Here is a 14,692-nt window from a genome sequence, read left to right as displayed (position 1 = left end):
TGTAAGGAAGGATCATGAGTATCTGTGAAAAGTCACTTCATTGGGCTGACAAGGTTGCGCACAAGATTATCAAGGAACGTGCTGACTGTGATCAATACACCTGTGCATCGGGGATTACCCCCTCAGGAACGGTACATATTGGTAATTTCAGAGAGATTATTTCCGTTGACCTTGTAGTGCGGGCCCTGCGTGACCAGGGGAAATCAGTGCGCTTTGTACATTCGTGGGACGATTATGACGTTTTTCGTAGGATTCCCGACAATGTACCTGCTCAAGATGAATTGAAGCAGTATATTCGCATGCCTATCACTTCAGTTCCTGATCCCTTTCAGCAGGAAGATAGCTACGCGCGGCACCATGAGCGGGAAATTGAATCGGCGCTCCCGGAGGTAGGTGTTTATCCTGAATACGTTTATCAGTCAAAGCAATACCAGGCGGGGGTATACGCACAGGAAATAAAGATTGCGCTCGACAATCGGCACCGTATTCAAGCGATTTTAAACGAATATCGAGATGAGCAGCATAAAATCAGTGGAACGTATTGGCCCGTATCGGTGTTTTGTACAGCGTGCCATAAAGACTGCACCACGGTTGATGCGTGGGATAGCCACTGGTGTCTTCAGTATCATTGCGAGTGTGGGCATGGGGAGCAGGTGGATTTACGCCAGACGTCTGCGGTAAAACTTAGCTGGCGCGTTGATTGGGCTATGCGGTGGAGTAAGGAGCATGTGGTATTTGAGCCTGCAGGGAAGGATCATCATTCTCAGGGAGGTTCTTTTGACACTGCGCGTTTAATTTCTGATCACATTTATCACTGGCCTGCGCCTGTTTCTTTTCGTTATGATTTCATTGGATTAAAAGGTTTGCCTGGGAAGATGTCTTCGTCCGCGGGAAAAGTGGTTGGGCTGCGTGATGTGCTTGAAGTATATCAGCCTGAAGTATTGCGATACCTTTTTGTTTCCACGCGTCCAAATACCGAGTTTTCCATTAGTTTTGATCTTGATGTTCTTAAGATATACGAGGATTACGATAAAAGTGAGCGTGTTGCGTGGGGAATACATGCAGCAAAAAGCGAACACGAATTTATGCGGCATAAAAGGATCTACGAATTGTCACAAGTGCGTGGTATGCCGCCGTGCATTTCGTACCAGGTACCGTTCCGGCATGTATGCAATATATTGCAAATTAATTCGGGAGATATTTCTGCAGTGCTCGCGTTTTTCTCTGATATACACAAAGATCAGATAGAGCGCTTTGTGCGCCGTTGCCAATGTGCGTGGAACTGGATCCGGGACGCTGGTGCACCCGATGACTTTAAATTTACCCTGAAAGAAGATGGTGTGCGCGTGCCGCTCTCTGCAGAGATAACCGAAGCACTGAGACTCATTCGTGATACGCTTGTGCCACGCACTGACGTACTCAGCGAAAAGGAACTTTCTGCTGAGTTGTATGCGGTTGCCAGACAGATACCTGTTGGCTCGAAGGAACTGTTCACTGCACTATACCAGGTACTGATCGGAAAGAATCAGGGGCCACGGCTTGCGGGTTTCATGAAAGTCATCGGTACACAGCGTTTGCACCGCATGCTTAGCGTATACTAAAACAGCTCCTGGGAACAGTCAGTGCTCGATGCCTGTATCTCCTGTATTAATTTTTTTATGGTGGGGCTTTGTGCATGATTTACACAGTGTCCGTTTTGTTTGGCGTGGTGTGCAATCATAGTTGTAAAAAGCTCCATGCATACTCGAGCGTCGTCCTCTGCTCTGTGTGCTGCGTGTACCGTAAGTCCAAACTGAAGTGCAAGATTCTGCAGACGGTACTGATGGCGTCCTAACCCGGGGAACACCGCTTGGGCCATCGCGTACGTATCAACTACTTTGTGAGACAGGGGTTGCTTTTTGCACAGGCTGAGTTCTGCATTGAGAAACTCGACATCGAAGTTTGCGTTATGTGCGACGAGTACTGTCCCTTTGATGAATCGAGAGAAGTCTAAAACTATCTCACAAAAGCGCGGCTTATTGACGAGCATATCGTCGGTAATATGGTTGATTTTGCTCACGTCAGGGGGTATAGCGCGATCAGGAAAGATGAGCGTGCTAAAGCGCGCAATAATACCCTTTTGATCAAACTTTACTGCACCAATTTCTATAATGCGATCTTCTTCTGCTTTTAAACCAGTTGTTTCGGTGTCGAAGGCGGTGAATGCAACGTGTTCATGCACCGCAAAAACCCAATCATATATCATTGCAGATATGTACCCATCTCTTGTTCAACTGCGGTGATAAACATGTTGCCCGCCTGTTCTGCTTCTTCTATCGAGGTACTGACGGTCAGAGGGTGGATGATATAACACTTTATTTTTTGTTCTGTTCCACTCGGTCGTATACTTACAATACTGCCATCCTGTACAAAATACTGCAGCACGTTACTCTGAGGAAAAGAAAGGGCAGATGTCTGCGCAGGATTTTCTGGACTAAACTCAACACCAAGATATATATCCCTCACCTTCATTACCCGCTTGCGCGCAATTTGGGTTAGCGGCTGTCTCCTGAGCGTATTCATTATTGCATTCATGGTGCTTATACCCGCGACGCCCGCATAGGTTTTGTTCAGCGTCTTTTCACAAAACAGGCCATGCGTCCTGAATAACTGGTGAAGGCGATCGATCAGGCTCATTCCGCGCAACTTCCAGTACACACCCATCTCTGCACAGAGCGCTGCGGCGTTGATACCGTCTTTGTCTCTCACCTGAATACCAAAATTGTGTCCGTAACTTTCTTCAAATCCATATACGTAGGAGTACGCTCCTGACTGTGAAATCTTTTCTGCAGTACCACATATCCATTTGAATCCAGTAAGGCACTCTACACACGTTGCGCCATATGTGCGTGCTATACGGTCGCTAAGTGGGGACGTAACAACGGAGCGTACAATTGCAGGACGCGCGGGCATATTGTTTTGTTCCTGCAGGGTTAGCAGAATGTAGTCAGTGAAGAGCGCTCCCATTTGATTGCCCGTGAGCAACTGCAACACACCGCGAGTGTTTCTTACCGCACATGCAAAGCGGTCTGCGTCAGGATCAGTCGCCATAAGAACCTCAGCATGTACGCGATCAGCATATGCACACGCATGCACCAACGCGGCCGGATCTTCTGGATTAGGAGACGACACCGTAGGGAAGTTCCCATCTGGCAACCGTTGCTCAGGCACGGTCATAATGGAGAACCCCATATCCCCCAGTATGCGCTCGACGTGGAGTGCACCTGTTCCGTGTAATGGGGTGTATGCAATACGCATTGACTGGACGGTCTCTTTCGTAAGACCGGGGCGAAAAAGCTTTTCTTTTATAGAGGTGCAGTACGGTTCATCAATTTCTGCATCAATGATCGTGGGTGCACTGCGTTTGACAGGTACCTTTTCCTCAAGGTTCACGACACTCGTGATAGCGTTCATTTCTTCGGTGATATTTTTTTCGTGAGGATGCGCTATCTGTGCCCCGTCGTTCCAGTACACTTTGTATCCGTTATACTGCGGTGGGTTGTGCGATGCGGTGACTACGATGCCCACGTCACAGGTAAGATACTGTACTGCGTAGGAAAGTTCTGGAGTCGGGCGTGGATCCGAAAAGAGGTAGACGGTAATGTCATGTGCAAGAAACACGTGCGCAGCAGTGTGTGCAAACAGACGAGAATGTACACGCGAGTCGTAGGCTATAACGGCACGGAGCGCGCCGCGCGCTGCCTTTTCAGGAAAAGTTTTTAGTAAATAGAGCGCAATCGCGTGCGTGATCTTTTTGATCATGAAGGGGTTCATTCTGTTTGTTCCTCCGCCGACAACACCCCGCAGCCCGGCGGTGCCAAACGAAAGAGTTTGCAAAAAGCGCTCTTCGAGCTCTGCTATATTATTCTGTGCAACAAGATCCCGTACCTGCTGTGCAAAGAAAGGATCTGTTTCTTCTTCAAGATAAAGACGAGCACGTTCGAACAATTGACTGGAGTGCATGAGCGCTTCCTCACCTTTAAAAGTACTGGACTATTTACGACTCTACGGGATAGAGGGGCATTGTAATGGGAAGGTGCTGCTCTGTGCAATGCTCACAAAAAGTGCATGTCTTGAAAAAGTGTACCAGAGCCACTACACTGGTGCGCGTGGGTTCTGCTGTTTCTCCGAAAGTTTTAAAAGGCTTTCGCGATCTTTTACCGGATGAAGAGATTGAGCGTGCATTGCTCGTAGAAAAACTGACGGTGGCTTTAAGACAAATGGGTTTTGTACCTATCGATACCCCCGCGTTGGAGTACACCGAGGTTTTGCTGCGCAAAAGTGAAGGTGACACAGAGAAGCAAATGTTTCGCTTTGTTGATAAGGGTGGAAGAGATGTGGCCCTCCGTTTTGATCTTACGGTGCCGCTTGCGCGGTTCGTTGCAACGCACTATGCGCGTTTGTATTTTCCTTTTAAGCGCTATCATTTTGCAAAAGTGTGGAGGGGCGAGAAGCCTCAGATGGGTCGTTATAGAGAATTCACGCAGTGTGATTTTGATATCGTCGGTTCGGATTCGGTGTGTGCTGACTTTGAAATTCTAAAGTCGATACGGCACATGTTGTATATGGCTGGTGCAGAACACATACGTATTCACGTTGCGCATCGTGGCCTGTTTGATCGTTTTTTGCGTGCTCTTTCTTTGTCTGACCAGGCTGAGCATATCCTGCGGATAATTGACAAACGTGCAAAGATGGCGCCGCATGTGTTGACAGCTCAACTTGAGTCGCTTTGCGATCCAGTTCGTGTGCAAAAGATTATGACGTATGTAAGTGCGGGGGAGGTGGACGGTGTTGCGCCGTCGTTTGAACATACATTGTCTGCCATTGAGACATTGACAGGGGGTGTCTCGGAAGAGAGCACACGGCTTAGAAAAATATATGAGCTACTCTGTGCAGTGAACATTCAGTCCTCTTATGTGTTCGATCCATCTATCACGCGTGGTTTTGATTACTACACCGGTATGGTGTGTGAAACGTTTTTAACACAGTTGCCTCATATCGGTTCGGTGTGCTCAGGTGGGCGCTATGACCATCTGACGGCTTTGTACATGAAGGATGCAGTAAGTGGGGTGGGTGCATCCATTGGGTTGGATCGCTTGTATGCAGCGTTTCAGCAGTTGGGAATGTCCCGAGAGCACGTTTGTTTTGTGCAGGCGCTTATCTTCTGTCAGGATAGTGCGCTCATGGATGTGTACCAAAAGCTGTGTTCATACTTTGCAGTGCAGGTGGCGACGGAAGTCTTCCCTGATCCGCGGAAATTGAGCCAACAGTACGCCTTTGCAGAGAAGAAGGGGATTAGGTGGGGGATCTTTGTTGAACAGCGCAACGCTGTGGTGAAGGACTGCCTGCTCGTACTGCGCGACCTTTCTACGCGAAAGGACACACGCCTACCTGCGCATGAAGTGCGCAGACGCATGGCAGCTGAAGGGTAACAGGCGCCCCCGCGACTCTAGAATCGCATGTTGCTCAATTCAGTGACTAGGTCCGTTATGGAATCCTTGTTCTTCTGTCCGATTTCAGTGATTGAGGAAGCATACTTTTTAACCTGTTCTGAGTTTTTGTGCATGGACGACACGCTGCTGTCGATTTCAGACGTGATGCGCGAAAGGGCTAACATCGCCTCCTCTACGTGCTTGCTGTTGTCCAAGATGGCGCCCGAATTTTCCTGCAACGTGCGCGTGATCTCGGTGATGTGCTGTATAGCATGCAACACGTGCACACTGTCTTTCGTCTGTTCTACCATCAACTGGCTGATTACTTCTTCTTGGGCCTTTATGTCTGTGGTGATAGAGAAAATCAGCGCAAACTGAGCCTGAACTGCAAGCGCGCTCTCAGAAACCTTTTCAATTTCCGTTTTTACGTCCCGCAGCACTGCGGAGATATGCTTTCCCTGTTTCGAAGCGTCCTCTGCGAGCCTACGTATCTCACTCGCCACTACTTCAAAACCCTGACCTGACTCTTTACAGTACGTTGCTTCGATTGAAGCGTTCATTGCAAGCAGGTTAGTTTGACGTGCGATGTGCTGAATTACCGCACCGGCTTCAGCCAACGCTTCTGAAGCGTGAAGCACTTCTCTTCCCACATCTGCAGACTGAATAGTTGCGTCCTGCGCTAATTTTGCCTCAAGCAGCAGGGTTTCAATGACATTGCTATTGTCCGAAAGTACCTGAGTAACTGACTCGATGTTTCTCACCATCTGCTCTACGGAGGAAGCGGCATCTGTTACCGTATCTACCTGCTCGCCTATGTGGCCGTTAAACTGATCGATGTTTCCGACAATGTGCTGCACGTGCTTTTGTGTTTCAAAAATGGTACGGGATTGGTGTTTAATTTTGTCTTCTGCCTTATGTGCTTGGGAAATGATCTCGTCGATAGCGGCGCAGGAAGTGCGCGCATTTCTGACAAAACTATTCGCGATTTCCCGAGCGCGTGCCATCTTTCCACGGGATGCAATGAGAAAGAAACGCGTGCTCTTGTGCATCTTGTTCAAACTTTGGGTGAGGAACCCAAACTCATTTCTACGCACAACGCGCATACTCGCTGCGGACGCATTTCCGCTCAACCTGTTTTGGATAAAGGTGAGGATGCCTTGGTTTACTAAATCGAGGTGTCGGCCAATCCTGATCATGACGATTATGCTGAGTACGCAGATTAAAGACGCGCACGGGAGGTTATGGGTTATAACCACGTGTGCGAGCTCCTGCTCACCGTGCAGAGGGAGTAGGAGCGATGAAAAGCCCACGCAGAACATACTGAACAAACCTGAAACGAGCACGACAGATATTTCTCTTGAGAAGGAGTAGTACCCGAGGCGTGTCTCGCGCAGGGGGATAAAGTGGGCCCACTCTTGCAGTGTGTAAAAGAAAGGATGGTGAAAGAAGGGAATGAGGCAGAGCGCTGCGCCCACGCTGCTAAGGTAGTAGGACAGCAAGAGCACATGGCTTGAGGAAAAACCGACTTCTAGGGCAGCACACACCGGATACACTACCGCAGCTACTGCAGGAGGCAGGGGAGAAATCCACGTGTACCGCAGAAACGCAGCCTCTGCAGCTGCGCTATCGTTTTGATGTTTCTTAACGGACATGAGGAGAACGTAGTAGAGCGTCAGCGAAGCACCCAGCATGAGCGCCAGCGCACAGAAGAAGGAGACGCTGGTGAGCAGAGCGGAGAGCATACTCCCGTCTATGACGCCTGCGATATAGGCCACAAGAGAAGTCGCCGGCACCCACGCAACGCTCATCACAACGGCGCGCCGCAGCACGGCGAAGTCGGAGACCGCATGTTCAGTGTTCATAGGTTACTCCATGGAAAGGTGGACTACAGGCGCAGCTGGGTGAGCTGGTTCGTAAGCATGTCCATTGCATTCTTATTCTCTGAAACGATAATCTTGACGGAGGTGACCGCATCCGAGATACGAGACGTGCTGGCGGCCATGTCGTGCATAGCCACGGTGATACCGCCTGTGTTGTGTGCAAGTTCGTTCATATCCTTGAGGACCAGCTCTCCATCCTTGAGCATGAGCGAGATACCGCCGCGGATACGTCTGCGGTTGCGTGTAATAGCCTCCATGGACCGCCTGATGTATTCACCCCCTGAAGACTGCTCCTCCATGGCATGCATGACGGCAGATTCCCGCTGTTTAACTTCTTCTGCAAGGACAAAGAGATTGGAAAACTGCTTGCTCAGGCTCTCCGCCTGCTGCGCGATATGTTCTATCTTTTCAGTGAGTTGTACGAGGACTGAAGAAATGACCTTTCCCTGCTCGTTTGATTCCTCTGCTAATTTCCTAATTTCGTCGGCGACAACTGCAAACCCGCGTCCGTCCTGACCCGCGTGAGCAGCCTCTATCGCGGCATTCATAGCAAGCAACGTAGTCTGACTTGCGATCTTCCGTATTACCAAGCTGGCCTGTAAGAGTGCCTTGGAAGACTTGGAAATATTCTGGGTAAGCTCCAGCGAGCGGTTGGTGAGGTTCCCTGCGCGGTTTGTCTCCTCTCGCAACCGTCCGACACGCGCGTCGTTGCTTTCGATAATCTTTTCGATAGAATAGATTTTCTCTACCATTTGCTCGACAAGGGTGATGGACCGGGTGACAGTTTCCGACTCTGCCTCGACGCTTGCACTCAGACGCCCGACTCCCTCAACCATAGTCCCCACTATTTCTTTGGAGGAGCTGATGGTGGCAGTCTGCGCCGTCACATTTTCGTTGACGTGATCAATCTCCTCGTTGGTGGTGCGAGCTGCCTCCTCGAGGTGAGCGATATCCGTCTCTGCAGTGTGTGCAATCGCGCTTGAACTCTGTGTCAGCTGCAAGAAGCGGGAGAAAAACGCGCGATCTTTGTCGCGCAGGGAGCTCAGTGACCTCGCCAAAAGACCGATCGAGGTGCGGGTTTCTCTAGGTACGTCCGCACAGGTGTAGTCGCCAGTTCCGATGCACTCGACGAGCACGCGCAAACGGGTGATTTCTCGCGAAGTAAGGTACGCGCACAGGAGAAACTCCATGTAGCTTACGGCGCTGGCACAGAGTCCAAACGTACCTGCCATGGTGAGCAGTTCTGCCGGAGTAATGTTCTGGCTATCTGTGCGTACAAGGAGTGGTGCAGAGACGAGGAGTAACGTGGCAACGAACAGCGCAATCGCTATGGTAAGAAGCATGCGGGTGCAGTTTGCGCGCACAGAACTTTCGCGCAAAGGCAGGAAGGCAGCCCACCGCTCAAGCGGACGCGTAAGGAGGAAATGCAGCGCAGGAGCAAACAGCAGACAGCCACCGGCAGAAAGCATGACGTACCCTGCCATCTGTGGACCTGTCTCAAACGGGGAACGCGCGAGGATAGAGACGAATGGGACGAAGCAGCTGAGGAGAACCGACGCATGAAGCGCCGTCCTCCCATAGCTGTTGACGCGCTTGCTAAAGCGCGCCTCGTCTTCTTCACGAATAAAAGCGGCGCATAGCGCGCGATAATGGAGAAGCGGAAAGAGGCACAAGAGGTACAGCACGCTGGCGGGAGAAAGGAGGAGTTTAGCGAGCTGGCCATCGCCGAAGAAACCCGCCGCAGAAGCGGAGAGAAACAAGAGTGGCACCCAGCAACAGGAGAGCACGAGCTCGCGTAGCAACACACTGATCGGAGGAGTACTATAAGTACCGGCGTACATGGTTGCCCCCTCAGGCATAAGTTCACACGAACGCGCACGGTAGCATCGGAGAGAGGGTCTGTCAAGCGCGCACAGGCCCTCGCCCGAGGGCGGCAGCATTGCCGTCGGACAGAATCGAACTGTCGACACAAGGATTTTCAGTCCTTTGCTCTACCGACTGAGCTACAACGGCGCACACCGCGCGCAGCCTGTCATACAGAAAAAAAAAGGTCAAGTTCCTCACGATGCTCGAGGAAAAGCAGCACAGGAGAAGGAGAATGCAGGTCTTGACAGGTGCGCATACTTTGCACTAGGCTCCCGCCGGAGCGGTGGGTGTAGTTCAGTGGCAGAGCGCCAGATTGTGGATCTGGTTGTCGTGGGTTCGAATCCCATCACTCACCCTGTGCGTGCGCAGGCGCTCGTAGCTCAGGTGGATAGAGCAACAGACTTCGAATCTGTAGGTCGCACGTTCAAGTCGTGTCGGGCGCACTTGTGGTGTCGCTTTCCTCGTATGAATGGTTCTGTTCTCGTCTTGCCTTTAACGCGCTGAGGACGTGGGGGTGCTTTGAGTGGGTACGTTGAGGCGTTTTCCTGCGTCTGTTCTCCAGATAGCGCTCGCGCTCTTCTTGCTTGCAAGTGGTGCACGAGGTCTCGTGCATGTTGATGCGGGTGTGTTCAACGCAGCGGTGTATTTCCTCGGCGGGTTGTTTCGCGGTCATGTGGCAATCGGTGTGTTAACGCTCGCCGTGTCGCTGTGTTGTCTGACGGCGGGTTTCTTTTTGCTCGTCGATTTTCTGCGCCCAGAACTTTCCTGCGTTTCTGCGGTTTTGGCGCTGTTCATTGTGCTGTGGGCTCTGAATATGGTTCTGGTGGATGTGGTGGGTGCGTTCGGCCGCGGCAAGGTATTGCAGAATGTGTCCTCGGCGTTTGAGCATTTGCATCATACTGCTGTCGATCTCCTTGTGCTTGGAGCGCTCATCTTTGTGAGGCAGCACACGCGTTAGGCGTTTGCACAGCCGAGGATGACACACGCCGCGTCTTTTTGCTTCTTCTTGTGTGCTCTTTAAGAAGGGGTCAGGCGGTGTCTCGTGCCCCGCGTGTGTTTTTTAAGCAAGAAAAAGGAGTGGGGTGAATGGCTGTGGCGGGTTCCTTTGAGCGGAGTAGATTGCCGTTACGAGCACCATGAACGCGCCGTCAGAGTGGCGAAGACAAGACTGCCCGGTCCCAATGCGGTTGGAAACGCAGGCACTTGTACCGTACCCTGTTCGCTTTGACCGCAGCCACCATGATGCGCTGGTGGTCCTGGGCGCTACCGCAACAGGTAAGACAGCGTTAGCAGTTGCGCTTGCCCAAAAATATCAGGGGGAAATTATTTCCGCCGATTCGCGGCAGGTGTACCGTGGTCTGGATGTGGGAACGGGAAAGGACTTAGCTCTGTACGGGTCGGTCCCCTATCACCTGATAGACGTGTGTGATCCGTATGAGGAATACAATGTTTTCCGTTTCCAACAGGCAGTATATGACATAGTGCCGAGTATACTTCGGGCGCACAAGGTGCCAATTATTGTCGGTGGTACGGGTTTGTATCTTGATGCAGTGCTGCGTCAGTACGCGTTGGTACCTGTTGAAAGAAATCAGGCGCTGCGCGCATCGCTCCGCGGAGCTTCTCTGTCGCATATGCGCGCGGTGTACTTTTCGTTAAAAGACTCCCATGCTGTTCACAACAAGACAGATTTAGAAGATCCTGCGCGTTTGATGCGCGCTATTGAGATTGCTGTATTCCATGCAACGCACCCTGAGCTGCTCCAGCAGGCACGGGAAACGCGCCCGATGATGCGCGCGAAAGTGTATGGCATACAGTATCCACGCTCTATGTTGCGTGCTCGGATTCGAGCACGCCTCGAGCAGAGAATACGTGGGGGATTGATAGAGGAAGTGGCAGCGCTCCACAAAGGCGGGGTTTCCTGGCAGCGTCTGGAATACTTTGGGTTGGAATATCGCTTCACTGCGCAGTATCTACAAGGGATCATTGCTACCCGTGATGAATATGTCGACCTACTTTTTAGAGCTATTGGCAGATTTGCAAAACGCCAGGAGACGTGGTTCCGACGTATGCAAAGACTCGGGGTAAAAATTCACTGGCTCGTGCATACGGAAAACGGTTTTGTTCTCCGGTGAAAAAACGATGATCGCTCATCGCACCGCTCCATAGGGTATGTGTGTGGCGAGTCGCTCGTGGTACGCACAGGCGTTAGTTCTTTCTCTTTCAGCATTTGGAGAAGGGCACAAAAGCGTAACGCTTTTTGTTCGCCTGCAGGATGAAGCGTTTATTTTACGTGCCGCGCTTTTTGGAGGTGCCCAAAGCAAACTGCGTGGATTGGTTATTCCCTATACGACAGGTCGGGTGTGGGTATATTCGAATCCGCGTACGCGTATGCACAAAATTGTTGACTTCTCAGTTACACACTCTCGTGTGGCCCTCCGTGACAGTATCGTAAGAGTGTGGTGCGCTGCGATTTGCGTAGACATTATAGAGGCGAGCAAAGGGACCATCAGCTGGACGCTGGTGACTGCATTTTTGGATGGAATCAGTCTCTCTTCGGACGGGGCATGTAAACACGCGCTTTTGCGCTTTTTGTGGCGAGTGCTTATAGGAGAAGGCGTTGCACCAAATATCACATCGTGTAGCCGGTGTGCTACGCAGTACGCCGTGTCCATAAGCGGTGTGTCGCGCGTGGCGTATCTTACGCAGGGTGAGTCTTTTGTGTGTGCTGCGTGTGCTGCTCCTGCAGAGCACCGGTTTGAGCTAAACGCGGAGGCGTGGCACTTTCTCAACACGGTCAGAGAATGCACTCCAAAGCACGCGCGCACGTTGGTGTTGTCCGAAGAGAGCTACTGTGAACTTAAGCGGCTGCTATTTTGCCTGATCACGAAAATGAGCGGTAAGAAGTTAAAAACACTCGAACATGCGCACGCAGTGCTATGAGACTGTCCGAAACATACCGCAGGGTGCAGTCCAGTTAGGTCCCCGGGGTGCACAGCGCGAGAAAGACGTGCTCACTGATAATACGCACGCCACACCGAACAGCGTTCCGGCATTTGCGTGACTGTCCGTGTGGATCGTTTGACACCAGATACGTCAGCTGTGTACTGACAGCCGTTTTCACTGTTCCGCCTAGGCGTTGTACGAGCGCGATTGCCTGGGCGCGTGTCATACCGTCGAGATCGCCAGAGAAGCAGAAGCTCATGCCGTGCAATGGCGCGTGCACGTGTGCATCCGTATGCAAAGGCGATTGGGCAGTGGCAATAAGCTTGTGGAGCGTCTCTTCCGAAATAATTTGGATTCCCAACGCGCATGCGGTGCGATAACGTGTCGACTGACTGTAAAACACCAGATAGTCAAGCTGGGCTGTTACGGACGATGCGACATCCCCTCCTAACGCGCGCACTTTTTCTTGAGCATGTTTGTGATTCATACTGCGCGACGCACCTGAGAAATAAAAACTCTTTCCTTGCAAGGGGTGTACGGTTTCCCCCGTATGGGTACAGGATGCGGAAGCTTGATCTAGAAGCCTGCAAAACTCGTCTTCCGAAATAATTTCTAGCGCTACCCCCTGTTCTTTTTTTAGTTTTTGCGCGGTGCGATAGGGCTGTGATAGGCTTTCGAATATTAGGTACGAAAGGTCTCGAGTAACTGACGTTCTCACAACGCCTCCGAGCGCGCGTATACGGTGTATAGTCGCGCGATCTCCATTTCTGAGGGAGCCTGAGAAGCAAAAGCTTTTTCCCCGGAGTGGCGACTCTGCCTGCTGCTTGGCAAGAATGCGCACGAAGCCCCTATCAAGCAGTTCACACATATCATCCTTAACCCGTGCAATACCGGTTACCACGCTTTTTGCAAGTTCTGTTCCAAACTGATAGATGGACTCGAGTGTCTCCGTTGTTGCGTGGAGCACTTTTTCAAGTGTGTCAAAACCGGCAGAGATAAGTTTTTCTCCCATGGTTTCTCCGATCCCCTCGATGCCAAACCCGGCAATAAACGTTTGCAACGCTATTTCTTTTTTGTGGTGTATAGCTTCGAGTATTTTTTTTGCAGTTGCATTGCCGACGTGCTCAATCTCAATGAGATCCTCGCAGGTGAGCGTGTAGAGGTCCGGGATGCGGCGTACCTTTTTTTCTTCAAAAAGACGCTGAATGAGTTCGGTCCCCACATGCTTGATCTCCAAACACTCAATCCACCGTGTAATGCGGTGATGCGAGAGCAGGGGGCAGTTTACATTAGGACAAAAAAGCCTGCTCCCACTGTTTTCCAGCACTGTGTTGCAACTGGTACACTGTGTCGGTATGTGGATTTCCTGCGCATGTGCTGGGGTTGAAACGAGTGCTTCAATTTTTGGGATAATCTCCCCCCGTTTGGAAATTAAAACGTGGCTGCCAATTTTGAGACACAGCTTTGTGAGCATATTCGGGTTACATAAATTTGCGCGTTTGACCGTAGTTCCTGCAAGGCGCACTGGATCGGTAATACCAATGGGCGTGTACGTCACTCCTGATGTTTGCCATTGAACGTCACGCAAGGTGGTTATCGCCTCCTGTGTACTGAACTTAAAGGCTATCTGCTTTTTAGGTCTGGGAAGTTGTGCGTCCTGGAAGTCAAGATCGGTACTCTTTACTACCAGGCCATCGATGCTGTAAGGCAACAGCTCGCGCGTGCGCATAATCTCAGATCGGAGTGCAACAACTTCCTGTGCGTTAGCGCAGCGATGCGAATGTACCGTCACGAAGCCTTGGCGCGCGAGCCAGGCAAGCTTTTCTGTTTCATCAGCAAAGGGGAGGGAGCCGGTGAACGGTTTACCGGGGGTGCCGGGTACTGCGTCGTAACAAACAATATGGAGGTGTGTGCGGCCGCGGCCGTCCTTTCGCTTTAGGATGCCGTTTACGGTGTTGCGGCAATTTGCGTGAGTAGGATAGTGGGAACGATGTATATCCTTGTGCATAATGACTTCGCCACGAACACCCCCCGTGAAGGGGAGATTGCCGCAAGGTCCCCACTCTGCAGTGAGGGTCGGCACAAAGCCACGCATGCCGCGTACGTTAGCAGTAACGTCGTCTCCGACAATGCCGTTACCGCGGGTGAGCGCACAGCAAAAATGACCGCGCTCGTATTGCAACTCTAAGCTAACGCCATCGAGTTTGTGTTGGACGAGAAATGCCTGCAATGCATTTTTTTTTGCCCATGCGCTGAAGGACTCCTCGTCTGCAGCTTTGTGTTGACTACCCATAGGAACAATGTGGCGCTTTTTCACTGCGTCACGTTGACTGTCAGAACCGATTGCTTTAAGCAGCGGATTTCCAGGATCAAGCCTTGCAAGTTCTTCCCAAAGCGCGTCAAAGGCGTCATCTGAAATATCAGGCTCCGCGTTGTAGTAGCGGTCTTGATGGTGAAGAATGAGCTTTTCAAGTTCTTGAACACGTCTCTGCGCAGTACTCATAGCACAAGGCCGCAATGTGTAGCGCCCGG

10 protein-coding genes and 3 tRNA genes are annotated in these 14,692 nt (G+C 51.2%); 7 read left to right on the top strand and 6 right to left on the bottom strand.

The features are described from left to right. Positions 1-14: 14 nt before the first annotated feature. A complete protein-coding gene (gene lysS / locus TPCCA_RS03175; RefSeq protein WP_013945263.1) occupies positions 15-1,601 on the top strand; it encodes a lysine--tRNA ligase in 1,587 nt (528 codons plus the stop codon). Here the strand turns inward: lysS and TPCCA_RS03170 are convergent. Both TPCCA_RS03170 and TPCCA_RS03165 read right to left on the bottom strand, forming a co-directional pair. Further along, entirely contained in the window at positions 1,598-2,245 is a 648-nt protein-coding gene (locus tag TPCCA_RS03170; protein WP_013945262.1) for an exonuclease domain-containing protein, read from the bottom strand. The two genes, lysS and TPCCA_RS03170, sit on opposite strands and share 4 nt — an antisense overlap. Then, the gene (locus TPCCA_RS03165) at positions 2,242-4,002 is read right to left on the bottom strand and encodes a phospho-sugar mutase (RefSeq protein WP_013945261.1); all 1,761 of its coding nucleotides are present in this window, start codon (positions 4,000-4,002) and stop codon (positions 2,242-2,244) included. Before TPCCA_RS03165 ends, TPCCA_RS03170 begins: the two co-directional genes overlap by 4 nt. A gap of 140 nt (positions 4,003-4,142) precedes the next feature. On the opposite strand from TPCCA_RS03165, the gene hisS reads away from it, so the two are divergent. Continuing rightward, the gene (gene hisS, locus TPCCA_RS03160; protein WP_013945260.1) at positions 4,143-5,471 is read left to right on the top strand and encodes a histidine--tRNA ligase; all 1,329 of its coding nucleotides are present in this window, start codon (positions 4,143-4,145) and stop codon (positions 5,469-5,471) included. 17 nt (positions 5,472-5,488) lie between these two features. Here hisS and TPCCA_RS03155 read toward each other — a convergent pair whose 3' ends face one another. The 3 genes from TPCCA_RS03155 to TPCCA_RS03145 form a co-directional block, all read right to left on the bottom strand. Then, entirely contained in the window at positions 5,489-7,333 is a 1,845-nt protein-coding gene (locus TPCCA_RS03155) for a methyl-accepting chemotaxis protein (RefSeq protein WP_013945259.1), read from the bottom strand. 23 nt (positions 7,334-7,356) lie between these two features. After that, positions 7,357-9,291 (bottom strand): methyl-accepting chemotaxis protein, encoded by a 1,935-nt coding sequence (locus TPCCA_RS03150; protein WP_013945258.1) that lies wholly within the window; start codon positions 9,289-9,291, stop codon positions 7,357-7,359. Continuing rightward, a tRNA-Phe gene (locus TPCCA_RS03145) sits at positions 9,292-9,364 on the bottom strand. Between the two features lie 136 nt (positions 9,365-9,500). Between TPCCA_RS03145 and TPCCA_RS03140 the strand changes: the two genes are divergently transcribed. The 5 genes from TPCCA_RS03140 (at position 9,501) to recO (ending at position 12,157) form a co-directional block, all read left to right on the top strand. Then, positions 9,501-9,572, top strand: a tRNA-His gene (locus tag TPCCA_RS03140). Positions 9,573-9,586: 14 nt separating this feature from the next. Then, positions 9,587-9,660, top strand: a tRNA-Arg gene (locus TPCCA_RS03135). Between the two features lie 80 nt (positions 9,661-9,740). Further along, the gene (locus tag TPCCA_RS03130; RefSeq protein ID WP_013945257.1) at positions 9,741-10,175 is read left to right on the top strand and encodes a hypothetical protein; all 435 of its coding nucleotides are present in this window, start codon (positions 9,741-9,743) and stop codon (positions 10,173-10,175) included. A gap of 223 nt (positions 10,176-10,398) precedes the next feature. After that, on the top strand, positions 10,399-11,349 hold the full coding sequence (gene miaA / locus TPCCA_RS03125) for a tRNA (adenosine(37)-N6)-dimethylallyltransferase MiaA (RefSeq protein WP_013945256.1): 951 nt from the start codon (positions 10,399-10,401) through the stop codon (positions 11,347-11,349). A 37-nt stretch (positions 11,350-11,386) separates the two neighbouring features. Further along, positions 11,387-12,157: a DNA repair protein RecO gene (recO, locus tag TPCCA_RS03120; protein WP_013945255.1), complete on the top strand. Its 771-nt coding sequence runs from the start codon at positions 11,387-11,389 to the stop codon at positions 12,155-12,157. Positions 12,158-12,191: 34 nt separating this feature from the next. Here the strand turns inward: recO and ligA are convergent, their stop codons facing one another. Further along, positions 12,192-14,663 (bottom strand): NAD-dependent DNA ligase LigA, encoded by a 2,472-nt coding sequence (ligA, locus tag TPCCA_RS03115; RefSeq protein ID WP_013945254.1) that lies wholly within the window; start codon positions 14,661-14,663, stop codon positions 12,192-12,194. Between the last annotated feature and the right edge of the window lie 29 nt (positions 14,664-14,692).

It is taken from the genome of Treponema paraluiscuniculi Cuniculi A (assembly GCF_000217655.1).
Lineage (GTDB): Bacteria > Spirochaetota > Spirochaetia > Treponematales > Treponemataceae > Treponema > Treponema pallidum.
The sequence above is the reverse complement of the archived record's forward strand: the minus strand, read 5'-3'. Positions and strand labels throughout refer to the sequence as shown.